General features: G+C 56.8%; 12 protein-coding genes. 9 read left to right on the plus strand and 3 right to left on the minus strand.

Annotated features, from left to right (window positions below; genetic code table 11):
• Positions 1-287: 287 nt before the first annotated feature.
• The 4 genes from gudP (at position 288) to AC3WS9_RS04735 (ending at position 5,562) form a co-directional block, all read left to right on the plus strand.
• On the plus strand, positions 288-1,643 hold the full coding sequence (gudP, locus tag AC3WS9_RS04720) for a galactarate/glucarate/glycerate transporter GudP (protein WP_282492783.1): 1,356 nt from the start codon (positions 288-290) through the stop codon (positions 1,641-1,643).
• On the plus strand, positions 1,643-2,983 hold the full coding sequence (locus AC3WS9_RS04725; protein WP_492490300.1) for an enolase C-terminal domain-like protein: 1,341 nt from the start codon (positions 1,643-1,645) through the stop codon (positions 2,981-2,983). The genes gudP and AC3WS9_RS04725 overlap by 1 nt, the downstream gene beginning before the upstream one ends.
• Positions 2,984-2,999: 16 nt before the next feature.
• Positions 3,000-4,337, plus strand: coding sequence for a glucarate dehydratase (gene gudD / locus AC3WS9_RS04730; RefSeq protein WP_492486990.1), 1,338 nt, complete (start codon positions 3,000-3,002; stop codon positions 4,335-4,337).
• A gap of 88 nt (positions 4,338-4,425) precedes the next feature.
• Positions 4,426-5,562, plus strand: coding sequence for a glycerate kinase (locus AC3WS9_RS04735; RefSeq protein WP_492486992.1), 1,137 nt, complete (start codon positions 4,426-4,428; stop codon positions 5,560-5,562).
• A gap of 112 nt (positions 5,563-5,674) precedes the next feature.
• Here AC3WS9_RS04735 and AC3WS9_RS04740 read toward each other — a convergent pair whose 3' ends face one another.
• Positions 5,675-6,637: an IS110 family RNA-guided transposase gene (locus tag AC3WS9_RS04740; protein ID WP_492486993.1), complete on the minus strand. Its 963-nt coding sequence runs from the start codon at positions 6,635-6,637 to the stop codon at positions 5,675-5,677.
• A gap of 248 nt (positions 6,638-6,885) precedes the next feature.
• Positions 6,886-9,648 carry a two-component sensor histidine kinase BarA gene (gene barA, locus AC3WS9_RS04745; protein ID WP_492486995.1) on the minus strand — a complete coding sequence of 921 codons (2,763 nt, stop codon included), beginning with the start codon at positions 9,646-9,648 and terminating at the stop codon, positions 6,886-6,888.
• A 57-nt stretch (positions 9,649-9,705) separates the two neighbouring features.
• On the opposite strand from barA, the gene rlmD reads away from it, so the two are divergent.
• The 5 genes from rlmD to eno all read left to right on the plus strand — a co-directional run bounded on the left by rlmD (position 9,706) and on the right by eno (position 17,394).
• Positions 9,706-11,004: a 23S rRNA (uracil(1939)-C(5))-methyltransferase RlmD gene (rlmD, locus tag AC3WS9_RS04750; RefSeq protein ID WP_492486997.1), complete on the plus strand. Its 1,299-nt coding sequence runs from the start codon at positions 9,706-9,708 to the stop codon at positions 11,002-11,004.
• 57 nt (positions 11,005-11,061) lie between these two features.
• A complete protein-coding gene (gene relA, locus AC3WS9_RS04755; protein WP_282492788.1) occupies positions 11,062-13,293 on the plus strand; it encodes a GTP diphosphokinase in 2,232 nt (743 codons plus the stop codon).
• A 69-nt stretch (positions 13,294-13,362) separates the two neighbouring features.
• Positions 13,363-14,154, plus strand: a complete 792-nt coding sequence (gene mazG, locus AC3WS9_RS04760) for a nucleoside triphosphate pyrophosphohydrolase (protein ID WP_492487000.1) — start codon at positions 13,363-13,365, stop codon at positions 14,152-14,154.
• A 224-nt stretch (positions 14,155-14,378) separates the two neighbouring features.
• Positions 14,379-16,016, plus strand: coding sequence for a glutamine hydrolyzing CTP synthase (gene pyrG / locus AC3WS9_RS04765; protein WP_492487002.1), 1,638 nt, complete (start codon positions 14,379-14,381; stop codon positions 16,014-16,016).
• An 82-nt stretch (positions 16,017-16,098) separates the two neighbouring features.
• The gene (gene eno / locus AC3WS9_RS04770; RefSeq protein WP_282492791.1) at positions 16,099-17,394 is read left to right on the plus strand and encodes a phosphopyruvate hydratase; all 1,296 of its coding nucleotides are present in this window, start codon (positions 16,099-16,101) and stop codon (positions 17,392-17,394) included.
• Between the two features lie 59 nt (positions 17,395-17,453).
• On the opposite strand, the gene AC3WS9_RS04775 is transcribed toward eno, so the two are convergent.
• A complete protein-coding gene (locus AC3WS9_RS04775) occupies positions 17,454-18,278 on the minus strand; it encodes a MurR/RpiR family transcriptional regulator (protein ID WP_282492792.1) in 825 nt (274 codons plus the stop codon).
• Between the last annotated feature and the right edge of the window lie 147 nt (positions 18,279-18,425).

An 18,425-nucleotide genomic window follows, 5' to 3' on the forward strand; every position in this document is an offset into this window, starting at 1 on the left:
ACTCTTCCCCATTTTCGTGAACCATCTTCCACTCCCCTGGGCTTTTGCCACAAACAACCTCTGACCTGCCCGCCAATGTTGTGGTGATGCACGGTGAGGGAGCGGCCTCCCCTTACATATACTCTCCCCGTCAGTTACTAAAAATGCAGTCAGAGACAATAAAACGGCGCCGTTATTTCAGGAAAGCCGTACCAACACTGCAAAACACTAACCTCTCATTCTGATTACCCTACAGGTTATGTCGTACAGAATGAACCTGGCGCAAGCCAAGATTCAGGAGTGCAACAATGAGTACATTAAGCCAAGCGGCGAGCAGCGCTGAGAAGCGCACCAATGCTCGCTACTGGATAGTGGTGATGCTGTTTATCGTCACGTCCTTCAACTATGGCGACCGCGCCACGCTGTCGATTGCCGGTTCCGAAATGGCAAAAGATATCGGCCTCGATCCGGTCGGCATGGGGTACGTCTTCTCCGCATTCTCATGGGCCTACGTGATTGGCCAAATCCCTGGCGGCTGGCTGCTCGACCGTTTCGGCTCGAAACGCGTCTACTTCTGGTCCATTTTTATCTGGTCGATGTTTACCCTGCTGCAGGGCTTCGTCGATATCTTCAACGGCTTCGGCATCATCGTTGCACTCTTCACCTTACGATTCCTCGTTGGGCTGGCGGAAGCGCCGTCCTTCCCTGGCAACAGCCGTATCGTCGCGGCCTGGTTCCCGGCGCAGGAGAGGGGCACGGCGGTGGCGATTTTTAACTCTGCCCAGTATTTCGCCACGGTGATCTTCGCCCCGATCATGGGCTGGCTGACCCACGAGGTGGGCTGGTCGCACGTCTTCTTCTTCATGGGTGGACTCGGGATCATCATCAGCTTTGTCTGGCTGAAAGTGATCTACGAACCCAATCAACATCCGGGCGTGAACAAGAAAGAGCTGGAGTACATCGCCGAAGGCGGCGCGCTGATCAACATGGATCTGAAAAGCGATAAAGCCAAAGTACCCTTCAGCCAGAAGTGGGCGCAAATCAAACAGCTGATTGGCTCGCGAATGATGATCGGCATCTATCTCGGGCAGTACTGCATCAACGCCTTAACCTACTTCTTCATCACCTGGTTCCCGGTCTATCTGGTGCAGGCGCGCGGAATGTCGATTCTGAAAGCGGGCTTTGTCGCCTCGGTTCCGGCGGTGTGCGGCTTTATCGGCGGCGTGCTGGGTGGGGTGATCTCCGACTGGCTGATGCGCCGCACCGGGTCGCTGAATATCGCGCGTAAAACGCCAATTGTGCTCGGTATGCTGCTCTCCATGACCATGGTGTTCTGTAACTACGTCAATGCCGAGTGGATGATTATCGGCTTTATGGCGATGGCCTTCTTCGGCAAAGGCATCGGCGCGCTGGGCTGGGCGGTGATGGCGGATACCGCACCGAAAGAGATCAGCGGTCTCAGCGGCGGGCTGTTCAATATGTTCGGCAACATTTCCGGCATCGTCACCCCGATTGCCATCGGCTATATCGTCGGCACCACCGGCTCCTTCAACGGTGCGCTGATTTACGTCGGCGTCCATGCCCTGGTGGCGGTCCTCAGCTATCTGGTGCTGGTGGGCGATATCAAACGCGTTGAACTCAAACCGGTCGCGGGGCGTGCATGATGAATACTCAATCAAGTCCAGTGATTACTGATATGCAGGTCATTCCGGTGGCCGGTTACGACAGCATGCTGCTCAATATCGGCGGGGCACATAACGCCTTTTTTACCCGCAATATCGTGGTGCTCACGGACAGCGCCGGAAACACCGGCGTGGGTGAAGCGCCGGGCGGGGAAGTGATCCTCAGGACTCTGCTGGATGCCGTTCCGATGGTCGTCGGCCAGCAGATTGCGCGCCTGAACAAAGTGGTGCAGCAAGTCCACAAAGGCAATCAGGCTGCCGATTTTGATACCTTCGGCAAAGGGGCCTGGACGTTTGAGCTGCGGGTGAACGCAGTGGCGGCGCTCGAAGCGGCGCTGCTGGATTTGCTTGGCCAAGCGCTGAACGTGCCGGTGTGCGAGCTGCTGGGGCCGGGTAAACAGCGCGACGCGGTCACCGTGCTCGGGTATCTGTTCTACGTGGGCGATCGCACGAAAACCGATCTGCCGTATCTGTCCGAAACGCCGGGGAATCACGACTGGTATCGCCTGCGCCATCAGGAAGCCCTTTCCAGCGAGGCGGTGGTGCGCCTGGCCGAGGCGGCGCAGGATCGCTACGGTTTTAAAGATTTCAAACTGAAAGGCGGTGTTCTGCCGGGCGAGCAGGAGATCGACAGCGCCCGCGCCCTGAAAAAACGCTTCCCGGATGCGCGGATCACCGTCGATCCGAACGGGGCCTGGCTGCTGGACGAGGCGATTTCGCTGTGCAAAGGGCTGAACGACGTCCTCACTTACGCGGAAGATCCGTGCGGGGCCGAGCAGGGCTTCTCCGGTCGCGAGGTGATGGCCGAGTTCCGCCGCGCAACGGGGCTGCCGGTGGCGACCAATATGATCGCCACCAACTGGCGCGAAATGGGCCATGCGGTCATGCTCAATTCAGTGGATATTCCGCTGGCCGATCCGCACTTCTGGACGCTCTCCGGCGCGGTGCGTGTCGCGCAGCTGTGCGACGACTGGGGCCTGACCTGGGGCTGTCATTCGAACAACCATTTCGATATATCGCTTGCGATGTTCACCCACGTTGGGGCTGCGGCGCCGGGCACACCAACGGCTATCGATACGCACTGGATCTGGCAGGAGGGCGACGCGCGCCTGACCAAAAATCCGCTGGAGATTAAAGACGGCAAGATTGCCGTACCGGATGCGCCGGGGCTGGGCGTCGAGCTGGACTGGGATCAGATCCACAAGGCGCATGAGCTGTACAAGACGCTGCCAGGCGGCGCGCGCAATGACGCGGGCCCGATGCAGTATCTCGTTCCCGGCTGGACATTTGACCGCAAACGCCCGGCGTTCGGTCGCCACTAATCAAAAGGATTGCACGATGAACACGTTTTCTACTCCTGTTGTTACGTCCATGAAGATTGTTCCCGTCGCGGGCCACGACAGCATGCTGATGAACCTGAGCGGTGCCCATGCTCCGTTCTTTACCCGCAACATTGTGATTATCAAAGATAACTCCGGCCACACGGGCGTGGGTGAAATCCCCGGCGGCGAGAAGATCCGCAAAACCCTGGAAGACGCCATCCCGCTGGTGGTGGGCAAAACCCTTGGCGAATACAAAAACGTTTTAAACGCCGTGCGCGGTGCCTTTGCCGACCGCGATGCGGGCGGGCGCGGGCTGCAAACCTTCGATCTGCGCACCACTATTCATGTGGTGACCGGGATTGAAGCGGCGATGCTGGATCTGCTGGGTCAACACCTGGGCGTCAACGTCGCCTCGCTGCTGGGCGAAGGTCAACAGCGCAGCGAAGTCGAAATGCTCGGCTATCTGTTCTTCGTCGGCGATCGCAAACTGACCCCGCTGGAGTATCAGAGTCAGCCGGATGAAAAATGCGACTGGTATCGCCTGCGTCACGACGAAGCCATGACGCCGGATGCGGTGGTGCGCCTGGCGGAAGCGGCCTACGAAAAATATGGCTTTAACGATTTCAAACTGAAGGGCGGTGTACTGGCGGGCGAAGAAGAGGCCGAGTCGATAGTCGCCCTGGCGAAACGCTTCCCGCAGGCGCGCGTAACCCTCGATCCGAACGGAGCCTGGTCACTCAATGAAGCGATTGGCATCGGGAAACAGCTGAAAGGCGTGCTGGCGTATGCAGAAGATCCTTGCGGGTCAGAGCAGGGCTTCTCCGGGCGTGAAGTGATGGCCGAGTTCCGCCGCGCAACCGGTCTGCCGACGGCGACCAACATGATCGCCACCGACTGGCGTCAGATGGGCCACACGCTGTCGCTGCAATCCGTTGATATTCCGCTGGCGGACCCACACTTCTGGACCATGCAGGGCTCCGTGCGCGTGGCGCAGATGTGCCATGAGTTCGGCCTGACCTGGGGCTCGCACTCCAACAACCACTTTGATATTTCGCTGGCGATGTTCACCCACGTAGCCGCCGCCGCACCGGGCAACATTACCGCTATCGATACCCACTGGATCTGGCAGGAGGGCAATCAGCGCCTGACCAAACGGCCGTTCGAGATTAAAGGCGGCATGGTGCAGGTGCCGACCACGCCGGGGCTGGGCGTCGAGCTGGATATGGATCAGCTGATGAAAGCGCACGAGCTCTACCAGAAACACGGGCTTGGCGCGCGCGACGATGCGATGGCGATGCAATATCTCATCCCGGACTGGACGTTTAACAACAAGCGCCCGTGCATGGTGCGCTAAGTGTGAATGCCGGTTCCTGCGGGAGTCGGCATTTTTGTTTTCCGCGCGGGTGTATGCTCAATCCAGTCAACAGGCGTAAGGATGGCTTATGAAAATTGTAATCGCACCGGACTCGTACAAGGAGAGTTTGAGTGCTCTTGAGGTGGCGACGGCGATCGAGCAGGGATTTCGTGAGATCTTCCCGGACGCGGACTACGTCAAACTGCCCGTTGCCGACGGCGGCGAAGGGACGGTTGAGGCGATGGTCGCGGCCACGCAGGGCGGTATTATCAAGGTGCGGGTCACGGGGCCATTGGGCGAAAACGCCGAAGGGTTTTACGGATTATCGGGCGACGAGCAGAGCGCATTCATTGAAATGGCGGCGGCAAGCGGCCTGGAGATGGTCGCGCCTTCCTCACGCAATCCGTTAAAAACTACCTCCTGGGGCACGGGCGAACTGATTCGTCACGCTCTGGACGCGGGGGTGAAACATATCATCATCGGTATCGGCGGCAGTGCGACCAACGACGGCGGGGCCGGGATGGTGCAGGCGCTGGGGGCGAAACTGCTGGATGGCGACGGCAATCCGATTGGTCTCGGCGGCGGCGAGCTGGAAAAGCTGGCGCGCATTGATATCAGCGAACTGGACTCGCGCCTGGCCGATTGTCGGATTGAAGTGGCCTGCGACGTCACTAATCCGCTGACGGGCGAAGAAGGGGCATCGGCGGTGTTTGGCCCGCAAAAAGGGGCGACGCCGGAGATGATCGCAAGACTGGATGATGCGTTAACGCACTACGCGAAAATCATTGCCCGCGATCTGGATATCGACGTCCTGAATCTTGAAGGCGGCGGGGCGGCCGGTGGTATGGGCGCGGGGCTGTATGCGTTTTGCGGTGCCGAGCTGCGCCAGGGGATCGAGATTGTCACCGACGCGCTGCACCTGGACAAACAGGTTGCCGATGCGGATCTTGTGATTACCGGTGAAGGGCGTATCGACAGCCAGACGATCCACGGCAAAGTCCCCGTTGGCGTGGCGAAGGTGGCTAAACGCTACAACAAGCCGGTGATCGGAATTGCGGGCAGCCTGACGGCGGATGTCGGCGTGGTGCATCTGCACGGGATCGACGCGGTGTTTAGCGTGATTTATAGGGTGTGCACGCTGGAAGAGGCGCTGGAGAGCGCGGAAGTGAATGTGCGGATGGCGGCGCGGAATATTGCGGCGGTGTTGAAAATGGGGATGGGGTAATTTCCCCTCACCCTAACCCTCTCCCACAGGGAGAGGGGACTGTACGGTGCGGCTTCAACTCCCTCGCCTCGGTTTTCTCCCTCTCCCTGTGGGAGAGATACCGTCTTGTCGGTTATCCGGCAAGCGGTATTTCAGCATTAAATTCTCGTCCGGATTTCACCACGCCATAAGCCAGCTGGAGCAGTTTTCTCATCCCGGCACATACGCGTTCCTTCCCTGTCTTTCCTCTCGCTGCCAGCCTGTCCATCAGATTCTTCACCACCTCATTGCACCTTCCCGCCACCACTGCCGGCATATACAGCGCACTGCGCAGCTCTGCGTGACCCACTTTTGACAGCCTGCTTTTTCCTTTCCACATCCCCGACTCACAGCGCCGTGGATTCAGCCCGGCGTAAGCCACCAGTGCCTTACTTTCACTGAACCGTCTCAGATTACCCGCGAACGCCAGCAGGCTCACGCTCAGCATTTCACCGATCCCGGGGATGCTCTTCAGCAGTTCCCTGTCCCGCTTCAGGTCAGGGTTATCATCGATGTGCTGGCTGATTTTCTTTCGTGTTTCGTCAATCAGTTCATCCAGCATGGCGACATGTTCATGCAGTGAGGGAACAATGACCTCATCGGCTGCTTCAAGGCGGTTCATCTCCATCTGCCGCATCTCTTCCAGATTACGCAGGTGGCGTACCAGCGCCGTCAGCTGACGCTCACTCAGCGGAGCAGGATACCAGGGGGCGGGTTGATACAGGGCGCAGTAGCGGGCTATCAGTGCCGCATCACTTTTGTCTGTTTTGTTGCGGGTCAGCTCCGTATTGCCAAACGCGTGTATGCGGGCGGGATTTTCTAGGCTGACACAGCAGCCGTTATCGGCCAGCAGGGTGGCAAGTTCAGTGCTGTAGCAGCCCGTCGCTTCCATGCAGACATGGCAGTCGCCAAAACGTGCCAGCCAGCTGAGGAACTCGCGGCATCCGGCAGAGGTGTTGGGGAATTTTTTGGTTTTGTATTTCTGATTAGGCAGCAGGACGGCGACATCAAATTTGAGTTTGGCGATATCAACGCCGACAGGAATAAGCTCCATCATGGCACTCCGTAACCTTATGAATAATATCGCCGGACCATCCTTATATGTGGGTGCTCAGGGCACAGGATACCGTTCGGTCTTGAGGCGACAGGGAAACAGGTTACCGGGGCATAATCTCTCCCACGGGCTCAGTGGCACCAGGGCCGGGTGATGCTCACCGGTAACCTCCCGATGATCAGTCGGGGATCTTCTCCGCAGAAGCGGAGAAGATCAAGACATAAGGGCCGGGGTGAGGGGCCCTGCCCGCACTAATTAACCCCCAGCACCTTCCTCGCTTCCCGCGTCACATTGTCCATCTCATCCAGCAGCTCCAGAAATTCCGGCTCAAGCTCCGATTCCGCCGTCCCCGACCGCAGCTGTTGCTCCAGCAAATGACACAGATTTTTCAGCCGCGGAACGCCGCTGTAGCTGCAACTCCCGTGCAGTTTATGGATCGCTTCAAGCAAGTCTTCCGGGTTTTCACCCACCAGCTGTTCTTCCACTTTGTTACGGATTTCCGGGAGGAACGCGACCAGCATTTGCAGCATATCCCGCGCCAGATCGGCTTTTCCCGCCGCCTGACGTAACGCCAGCTGCCAGTCGAACGTGGCATTCGGGTTCACCGCGATTTCGGCAGGTTCAGACGCCGCCAGCGTCACGCCGGTCGCGAAGCCCGGTTTGTAACGCAACAGCAGACTGTGGAGCTTCTCTTCGTCGATCGGTTTCGCCAGATAATCGTTCATTCCCGCGCTGAGCAGTTTCTCTTTCTGCCCGGCCATGGCGTGGGCGGTCACGGCGATCACCGGGGTTTGCTGCTGATGCGGCAGCTGGCGAATCAGCTCGCAGGCGCGGATGCCGTCCATGCCCGGCATCTGAATATCCATCAAAATCAGATCGAACTGCATCTGTTTGGCCTGTTCGACTGCCTGCGGACCGCTGGTGCACAGCTCGACGTGATGCACCTGATCCTCCAGCAGGACGCCGATCAGCTTCAGGTTGGCCGGATTATCATCCACCGCCATGACGCTCATGGGCAGCTTGTGATCCTCGCTGGTGACGGGGATCGCGTGATGATTGATGCGGCAATATTCCGTCAGGGCAGGCAGCAGGCGCGTGGCGGTGAGCGGTTTTAACAGGCAGGCGGCTGCACCGTCGTTTTTCAGCTCTTCAGCATTAAGCTGAGCGTGGCACGGCAGGGCTAAGAGCAGGTAATCGGTCATTGACGCGGCCTTTGCCAGCCGCTCCTGCTGCATAGTCAGCTCGCCGGTGAACGTCACCGGAATGCCCATCAGTAAAATGTCGTAATGATCGACCGCCAGCGCCGAGAAGGTCGGGCTGTAAATCACATCCAGCGGCGTGGTGCTGAGCACATCCAGCGTACTCTGCGCCGCCGCAGCGTTCGGCTCAACGTACGCCAGACGCTTACCGCGCAGGCAATCGGTCATCGGGCCATCGGTCACCACGTTCGGGTTGAGATCGAGATTAATATGGAACCAGAAGGTCGAGCCGCGGTTTGGCTGGCTGTGGAAGGAGATATCCCCGCCCATCTCTTTCACCAGTTTCTGGGTGATCACCAGCCCCAGGCCGGTCCCGCCGTGACGCCGGGAAATACTGGCGTCCGCCTGACGGAATGCCTGGAACAGCCGGGACTGATCGCGCTCGGGAATACCAATGCCCGTGTCGCGGATCTGCACCTCAATCTGCACTTTGTTATTGCTGATCGCCCGTCGCTCCACCAGCACGTCAATGTTGCCACTCTCGGTAAACTTGATGGCATTCCCGACCAGATTGGTAATCACCTGTTGCAGACGCAGCGGATCGCCGATGACGTTATCCGGCACATCATTTTTGATATTCAGCGTCAGCTCAAGGCCCTTGTCGTGGGACGAGTGGGCCAGCAGCGTCACCACTTCATCCAGCGTGCTGCGCAGCGGGAACGGAATGCTTTCCAGAATCAGCTTGCCTGCTTCCAGCTTGGAGAAGTCCAGCACGTCGTTGATGATCGCCAGCAGGTTATTCGCAGAACGTTCGATGGTGTGCAGGTGATCGCGCTGGGTCGGGTTGAGTTCTGATTTGAGCGTCAGACGCGTAAAGCCAATTACCCCGTTGAGCGGCGTGCGCAGCTCGTGAGACATATTCGCGAGGAACTCTGATTTAATGCGCGCCGCTTCCTGGGCGCGTTTCTTCGCCAGATCCAGCTCGACGTTCTGAATCTCCATCTGCTCAAGCGTTTCGCGCAGATCGGAGGTCGCCTGATCGACGTTGTGCTGCATCTCTTCGTGATAGGCCGCCAGCGACATCGCCATCGAGTTGATGCCGTTTTTGAGCATATCCAGCTCGCCGAGCATAAAGCCTTCGACGCGGCTATCGAGCTGCCCGCGACGGATGCGGTCAACGGTATTCACCATATTGCGGATCGGGCTGGTCACATCGCGCATCAGTCGCCAGCCGAAAATCAGCGCAATGCCGATGCAGAACAGCATCATCACGCTGGAAATAAAAATCTCTTTGTACTGCTGCAGGCGCACCGACTTGAGATCCAGCTCCAGCGCCACATATCCCAGTACATTATTGCTGGCCTTGGCGTCGGACACGGCCGATTCATCCGGTGAATAGCCCTCCGAAATAATCGGCGTGCGCAGGATCATGATGTCGCCACGCCGCAGTACGCTCAGGTGGCGGGGGAAGGGCGACCCGTCCGGGATTTTGAGTTCACTGGGATCGAGGTGAAAATTCGAGGTGACGAACAGGCGGTTGTTGTCGTCATAGACCGAAATCGCCCGTACGATCTCCGAGTGGCGGCGATGCAGCACGCTAATTAGCTGGCCGAGCGAATCACGGTTTTGCAGGTTCATCCCGTATTCGCTGGAGACGGCCAGCGGCTCGATGATGCTGGCTCCCGCATCTTCCAGTTGACGCTGCAAGTCGTTGTAACGGTGCACAACAAAGAAGATGCTCAGCAGCAAACCGATCAGAACGGTCGGGGCGAGAATCAAAATCATCATGCGCGCGCGCAGGCTGTAGTTGGTCATGGAGTTCCGTTATGGGACAATTAGGGTCATTATGTTTATTTGAGAAAAATCTCGGCGATGGCGCAATTCTACTCTGCAAAGCGACGCGTGACGACGCGTCAGATCATAACTGTTGATGTGACAGACCTTGACCCGTTCGGCCAGGGCGTTGCGCGTCATCAAGGCAAGACCGTGTTTATCCCCGGATTATTACCCACCGAGCGCGCCGAAGTCACTCTGACGGAAGACAAGAGCAAGTATGCGCGCGGCAAGGTGAAGCGTCGTCTTAATGATAGCGCGGAACGCACCGCGCCTCGCTGCCCGTATTTTGGCGTGTGCGGCGGCTGCCAGCAGCAGCATGCGAATGTTGCCCTGCAACAGCGCAGCAAAAGCACCGCGCTGGCACGTCTGATTAAGCATGATGTGAATGCAATACTCTCCGGCGAGCCATGGGGATACCGTCGTCGCGCCCGTCTGAGCCTGAACTACCAGCCCAAAACGCAAAAGCTGGAGATGGGATTTCGCAAGGCAGCCGCGAGTGACATCGTCGATGTGAAGCAGTGCCCCGTTTTGGTGCCCCGTCTTGAAGCATTGCTCCCGCCCCTGCGTGAATGTCTCTCTGAATTGCAGGGCGTGCGCTCGCTCGGGCACGTCGAACTGGTGCTGGCCGACAACGGCCCGCTGATGGTGCTGCGTCACACCGCGCCACTTTCTGCCAAAGACCGCGAAAAACTGGAACGCTTTTCGCATTCTCACGAGCTGGCGCTTTTTCTTGCGCCCCAAAGCGAGATACTTGAACAGGTTACGGGGGAAACTCCCTGGTATCTGTCGGACGGGCTACGCTTAACGTTCAGCCCGCGCGACTTCATCCAGGTCAATGACGGCGTCAATCAGCAGATGGTCGCCACAGCCATTGAGTGGCTGGACGTTCAGCCGGGCGACCGGGTGCTCGACCTGTTTTGCGGAATGGGCAATTTCACGCTTCCACTGGCAAAACGGGCGGCCAGCGTGGTCGGCGTGGAAGGCGTCGAGGCGCTGGTGGCAAAAGGGCAGGAAAACGCCGAGCGCAATGCGTTGCACAATGTGACATTTTTTCATGAAAATCTGGAAGAGGATGTCACTTTGCAGCCGTGGGCGAAGCACGGTTTCGATAAAATTCTGCTCGATCCTGCACGCGCGGGTGCGCCTGGCGTAATGCAGCATATAATTAAACTCGCGCCAAAACGCGTGGTCTATGTTTCCTGTAATCCAGCCACGCTCGCCCGCGACAGTGAGGCATTATTGAGCGCGGGTTACCAGATTCAGCGTCTGGCAATGCTGGACATGTTCCCGCACACTGGGCATCTGGAATCAATGGTGTTGTTCGAGCAAAACTGATGAATTTCGTTTCGGCTTGTCGAATTCGACAGGCCCTGGTCCCTAAAGGAGAGGACGATGGTTGCGGTAAGAAGTGCACATCTCAATAAAGCTGGTGAGTTTGACCCACAAAAATGGATCGCAAGTCTGGGGATTTCCAGCCAGCAGTCGTGTGAACGCTTAACCGAAACCTGGGCCTATTGTCTGCGAACGACGACGGGACATCCCGATGCCGAACTGCTGTTATGGCGCGGTATCGAGATGGTCGAAATCCTCTCCATGCTCAACATGGATCTCGAAACCCTGCAGGCCGCGCTGCTCTTCCCGCTGGCAGATGCCGAAGTGGTGAGCGAAGACGTGCTGCGTGACAGCGTCGGCAAACCGGTCGTCGCGCTGATCCACGGCGTGCGCGACATGGCTGCCATTCGCCAGCTGAAAGCCGCTCAGACGGATTCCGTCTCCTCCGAACAGGTCGATAACGTTCGCCGCATGCTGCTCGCGATGGTGGATGATTTCCGCTGCGTGGTCATCAAGCTCGCCGAGCGTATTGCCCACCTGCGCGAAGTGAAAGATGCGCCGGAAGATGAACGCGTGCTGGCGGCGAAAGAGTGTACCAACATCTACGCGCCCCTCGCGAACCGCTTAGGGATCGGCCAGCTGAAATGGGAGCTGGAAGATTACTGCTTCCGCTACCTGCACCCGGCGGAATACAAACGTATTGCCAAACTGCTGCACGAGCGTCGTATCGATCGTGAGCACTACATCGACGAGTTCGTGGGTGGTTTGCGCCAGTCGATGAAAGAAGAGAACGTGCGGGCGGAAGTCTACGGTCGTCCGAAGCACATCTACAGCATCTGGCGCAAAATGCAGAAAAAACATCTCGCCTTTGACGAGCTGTTTGACGTGCGCGCGGTGCGCATCGTCGCCGACCGCCTGCAGGACTGCTACGCTGCGCTGGGGATAGTGCATACTCACTTCCGTCATCTGCCGGATGAGTTTGACGACTATGTCGCGAACCCGAAACCGAACGGCTATCAGTCGATCCACACCGTGGTGCTCGGCCCGGGTGGAAAAACGGTTGAGATTCAAATTCGTACCAAACAGATGCACGAAGACGCCGAACTAGGCGTCGCCGCACACTGGAAATACAAAGAAGGCCCATCAAGCGGAACGCGCACCGGTCACGAGGACCGCATTGCGTGGCTGCGTAAGCTGATTGCGTGGCAGGAAGAGATGGCCGACTCCGGCGAAATGCTCGACGAAGTGCGCAGCCAGGTCTTCGATGACCGGGTCTATGTCTTTACGCCTAAAGGCGACGTGGTCGATTTGCCAGCCGGTTCAACGCCGCTCGACTTTGCCTACCACATCCACAGCGATGTGGGGCATCGCTGCATCGGGGCGAAGATTGGCGGGCGCATCGTGCCCTTTACCTATCAGTTGCAGATGGGCGATCAGATTGAAATCATCACCCAGAAACAGCCGAACCCGAGCCGCGACTGGCTGAACCCGAACCTGGGGTATGTCACCACCAGCCGTGGGCGCTCGAAAATTCACGCGTGGTTCCGTAAACAGGACCGCGACAAGAATATCCTCGCGGGCCGCCAGATCCTTGACGATGAGCTTGAGCATTTAGGCATCAGCATCAAAGAGGCGGAAAAACACCTGCTGCCGCGCTACAACTTTAACGAACTGGACGAGCTGCTGGCGGCCATTGGCGGAGGCGATATTCGCCTCAACCAGATGGTGAATTTCCTGCAGTCGCAGTTCAACAAACCGAGCGCGGCGGAGCAGGATGCGGCGGCGCTGAAGCAGCTGCAGCAGAAAACCTACACGCCACAGCATCGCAGCAAAGACAATGGCCGCGTGGTGGTCGAAGGCGTCGGCAATCTGATGCACCACATCGCCCGCTGCTGTCAGCCGATCCCAGGCGATGACATCGTCGGCTTTATCACCCAGGGGCGCGGGATCTCCATTCACCGCTCCGACTGTGAACAGCTGGCCGAGCTGCAATCCCACGCGCCAGAGCGCATTGTCGATGCGGTGTGGGGCGAGAGCTACTCCGCAGGCTATTCGCTGGTGGTACGCGTCACCGCCAACGATCGCAGCGGTTTGCTGCGTGATATCACCACTATCCTCGCCAACGAGAAGGTCAACGTTCTGGGCGTGGCGAGCCGCAGCGATACCCGCGAGCAGCTTGCCACCATCGATATGACCATCGAAATCTATAACCTGCAGGTGCTGGGCCGCGTGCTCGGTAAGCTGAACCAGGTGCCGGATGTGATCGACGCGCGTCGTCTGCACGGCGGGTAATTTTAATTTTTTCGTAGGCCGGGTAAGCGTCAGCGCCACCCGGCAAATTCCTCTATTCTGGATGTAAAAATGAACCAACTCGACCGCCTCCTCGGCATCATGAAACGTCTGCGTGACCCGGAAAACGGCTGTCCATGGGACAAAGAGCAGACCTTCGCCACCATCGCGCCTTATACCCTTGAAGAGACCTACGAAGTGCTGGACGCCATCTCGCGCGAAGATTTTGACGATCTGCGCGGCGAACTGGGCGATCTGCTGTTCCAGGTGGTGTTCTACGCGCAGATGGCACAGGAAGAAGGGCGCTTTGATTTCAATGATATTTGTGCCGCCATCAGCGATAAACTCGAGCGCCGCCATCCGCACATTTTTGCTGACGCGACCGCCGGCAACAGCGAAGAGGTGCTGGTCCGCTGGGAGCAGATCAAGAGCGCTGAACGCGCTGAAAAATCCCTGCATTCGGCGCTGGACGATATTCCACTGAGCCTGCCGTCCCTGATGCGCGCGCATAAAATCCAGAAGCGTTGCTCCGCCGTGGGCTTTGACTGGACCTCACTTGGCCCGGTGCTCGACAAAGTTTACGAAGAGATCGACGAAGTGATGGATGAAGCCAAACAGGCGGTGATTGATGAAGCCCGACTGGAAGAGGAGATGGGCGATCTGCTGTTTGCTACGGTCAACCTTTCTCGTCATTTAGGGGTAAAAGCCGAAACTGCGCTGCAAAAAGCCAACCTCAAATTCGAACGTCGCTTCCGCGAAGTCGAGCGGATTGTCGCCGCGCGAGGCCTGGAAATGACCGGCGTTGACCTCGATCTGATGGAAGAAGTGTGGCAGGAAGTAAAACGCCAGGAACATGATCTCTAACGGATTTTTGCGATCAAGCGCAATTTGTGTGATTTTTTAAATGACAAGCGCTTGATTTGCGTCAAAAACATTTACCCAAAACGGGCTATTTTCTCACTCCCTATGTTTGTCAAAGCCTGAGACAGGAGACGGAGAATGAAAGTTTGTGGCGCTCGCCGTGTTCGGGTATACTACTTTCCCGTCTTGGTTATTCCATCGTTCCAACCTAACTTCTCAGGTTCAGCATGACAACGAACTATATTTTTGTGACCGGCGGGGTTGTATCCTCTCTGGGTAAAGGCATTGCCGCAGCCTCTCTCGCGGCCATTCTTGAAGCCCGTGGCCTCAATGTGACTATGATGAAACTGGATCCGTACATCAACGTCGATCCAGGCACCATGAGCCCAATCCAGCACGGCGAAGTGTTCGTTACCGAAGACGGCGCTGAAACCGATTTGGACTTAGGTCACTACGAGCGCTTCATCCGTACTAAAATGAGTCGCCGCAACAACTTCACCACGGGTCGTATCTACTCCGACGTTCTGCGTAAAGAACGCCGTGGCGACTACTTAGGCGCAACCGTTCAGGTTATCCCGCACATCACCAACGCTATCAAAGAGCGCATCATCGCAGGTGGCGAAGGCCACGACGTTGTGCTGGTTGAAATTGGCGGTACGGTCGGTGATATCGAATCCCTGCCATTCCTGGAAGCGATTCGTCAGTTAGCGGTTGATATTGGTCGTGAACACGCGCTGTTCATGCACCTGACGCTGGTGCCATACATGGCCGCTGCCGGTGAAGTGAAAACCAAACCGACTCAGCACTCCGTAAAAGAACTGCTCTCCATCGGTATCCAGCCGGATATCCTGATTTGCCGCTCCGATCGTGCCGTTCCGGCCAACGAGCGCGCGAAAATTGCATTGTTCTGTAACGTTGCTGAAAAGGCTGTGATTTCTCTGAAAGACGTCGATTCCATTTATAAAATCCCGGGCCTGTTGAAATCACAGGGTCTGGACGATTATATTTGTAAACGATTCAGCTTGAACTGTCCGGAAGCTAATCTGTCAGAATGGGAACAGGTTATCTACGAAGAAGCCAATCCGGCAGGCGAAGTGACTATCGGTATGGTCGGCAAGTACATTGAACTGCCGGACGCCTATAAGTCAGTTATCGAAGCGCTGAAACACGGTGGTCTGAAGAATCGCGTCTCCGTTAACATCAAGCTGATTGATTCGCAGGATGTGGAAACTCGCGGTGTCGAAATTCTGAAAGATCTGGATGCTATTCTGATCCCTGGCGGCTTCGGCTACCGCGGTGTGGAAGGCAAGATCGCTACCGCACGCTATGCGCGTGAAAACAATATTCCTTACCTCGGCATTTGCCTGGGTATGCAGGTTGCGTTGATCGAGTTCGCTCGTAACGTAGTCGGGATGGAAAACGCGAACTCTACGGAATTTGTGCCAGACTGTAAGTACCCTGTTGTGGCGCTTATCACCGAATGGCGCGATGAAGACGGCAACGTCGAAGTCCGTACTGAGAAGAGCGATCTGGGTGGCACGATGCGTCTTGGCGCTCAGGCTTGCCAGGTGTCGGCTGATAGTCTGGTTCGCAAGATGTATGGCGCGGCAACCATCACTGAACGCCATCGTCACCGCTACGAAGTCAACAACATGCTGTTGAAACAAATCGAAGCTGCGGGTCTGCGTATCGCGGGCCGCTCCGGGGATGATCAGTTAGTCGAGATCATTGAGGTGCCAAACCATCCGTGGTTCGTTGCCTGTCAATTCCACCCGGAATTTACTTCAACGCCGCGTGACGGACATCCGCTGTTTGCAGGCTTTGTGAAAGCCGCCAGCGAATATCAGAAGCGTCAGGCGAAGTAAAAAAAGTTAGAACGGCAACGCGTACCTCAGGTACGCGTTGTTTGTCTGGAGTTTTAGTTTAACTTGTACTGAGGAAAATCTAATGTCCAAAATCGTTAAAGTCATCGGTCGTGAAATCATCGACTCCCGTGGTAACCCGACCGTTGAAGCCGAAGTTCACCTGGAAGGTGGTTTCGTCGGTATGGCAGCTGCTCCGTCAGGAGCTTCTACTGGTTCCCGCGAAGCGCTGGAACTGCGCGATGGCGACAAATCCCGTTTCCTGGGTAAAGGCGTACTGAAAGCTGTTGGCGCTGTAAACGGTCCTATCGCTCAGGCAATCCTTGGCAAAGACGCCAAAGACCAGGCTGGCATCGATAAAATCATGATCGACCTGGACGGTACTGAAAACAAATCTAACTTCGGTGCGAACGCAATCCTGGCTGTGTCTCTGGCTAACGCCAAAGCCGCTGCTGCTTCTAAAGGTCAGCCGCTGTATGAGCACATCGCTGAACTGAACGGCACCCCAGGCAAATACTCCATGCCGGTTCCGATGATGAACATCATCAACGGTGGTGAGCACGCGGACAACAACGTTGATATTCAGGAATTCATGATTCAGCCAGTTGGCGCGAAATCCCTGAAAGAAGCGGTTCGTATGGGTTCTGAAGTGTTCCACAACCTGGCTAAAGTTCTGAAAGCTAAAGGTATGAACACTGCTGTTGGTGACGAAGGTGGCTACGCGCCTAACCTGGGTTCTAACGCAGAAGCTCTGGCTGTTATCGCTGAAGCAGTAAAAGCAGCGGGCTACGAGCTGGGCACCGACATCACCCTGGCGATGGACTGTGCAGCATCTGAATTCTACAAAGACGGTAAATACGTTCTGGCTGGCGAAGGCAACAAAGCCTTCTCTTCCGAAGAGTTCACTCACTTCCTGGAAGACCTGACCAAACAGTACCCAATCGTCTCTATCGAAGACGGTCTGGACGAATCTGACTGGGATGGTTTCGCATACCAGACTAAAGTACTGGGCGACAAAATCCAGCTGGTTGGTGACGATCTGTTCGTAACCAACACCAAGATCCTGAAAGAAGGTATCGACAAAGGCATCGTTAACTCCATCCTGATCAAATTCAACCAGATCGGTTCTCTGACCGAAACTCTGGCTGCGATCAAAATGGCGAAAGACGCTGGCTACACTGCCGTTATCTCTCACCGTTCAGGCGAAACTGAAGACGCTACCATCGCTGACCTGGCTGTTGGTACCGCTGCAGGCCAGATCAAAACCGGTTCTATGAGCCGTTCTGATCGCGTCGCTAAATACAACCAGCTGATTCGTATCGAAGAAGCACTGGGTGAAAAAGCGCCGTACAACGGTCGTAAAGAGATCAAAGGTCAGTAATCTACTGAGCTTTCACTCTTAAGAAAAAACCCGCTTCGGCGGGTTTTTTTATGGCTGATTTACAGCAGCAGGGGGAGCGTTGCGCTCGCCGTTTGCTGGCTGATATCGCCGTAGCGATCGTCGAGCGTGATAAGCGACGTCGCCAGCAACTCCACCAGCAGCATCACGCCCACTTTGGCGTTCAACGCCCCCGCGCTCAGCGGTCCTTCCGGTTTTGCTGCCACCAGCAACATGTCACTGATCGACGCCAGGGGGCTGCGCGGCGTGTTACTCAGCGCCAGCACCTTCGCGCCGCGTTTACGGGCCAGCTTCACCACGTGGAGCAGATCGCGCGTTGAGCCGGAACTCGAAATCGCCACAATCAAATCGTCCGGGTTCAGGGTCGTCGCGTTCATTGATGCCCGATGCATATCGCTGAACAGCTGGGCCGGTTTCCCCAGACGCAGCAGTTTGTAGTGCAGGTAGTCGCCGATAATGGCGCTGGCCGCGACACCGTAGATATAGACCGAACGCGACTGATGCAGCGCCTGCGCTGCGGCTAACAGCACCTCTCTGTCGAGCAGCTGCGAAGTATCCCGCAGCGCCTGCACCGACTCCTCCACCACTTCGTCAATCTCATCGCCCTTACGGGCAGGCGCCTGGATCCGCTGCACATCCAGCGCCAACGCCATTTTGAATTCCGTATATCCCTTACACCCCAGCGCGCGGCATAAGCGCGTCACGCTCGCCTCACTGGTGTCACTTTCGCGCGCCAGCTCGGTGATCGTCAGATAGAGCACTTTTGCAGGATCGTTTAACACGAACTCGCCCAGTTTTTGCTGAATGGGGCTGTACCCGGAGACGCTCTGGCGCAGCCTCAGCAGCAGGTTTTCATTTTCTGACATGCAGGATCCTTAATGCGTTTCTCTGCGGCTAGTGTGGCGGAAAGCGGGGTAGAGATGCCAGTCATTTTAAAAAAGTATGATCGATACCACGATCTTTGATGATAATTTTCAGTTTAATTAATTTGTGTGGTAAAAATTTTCATCAAT

The organism is Lelliottia sp. EB106-05-01-XG201 (assembly GCF_058791735.1).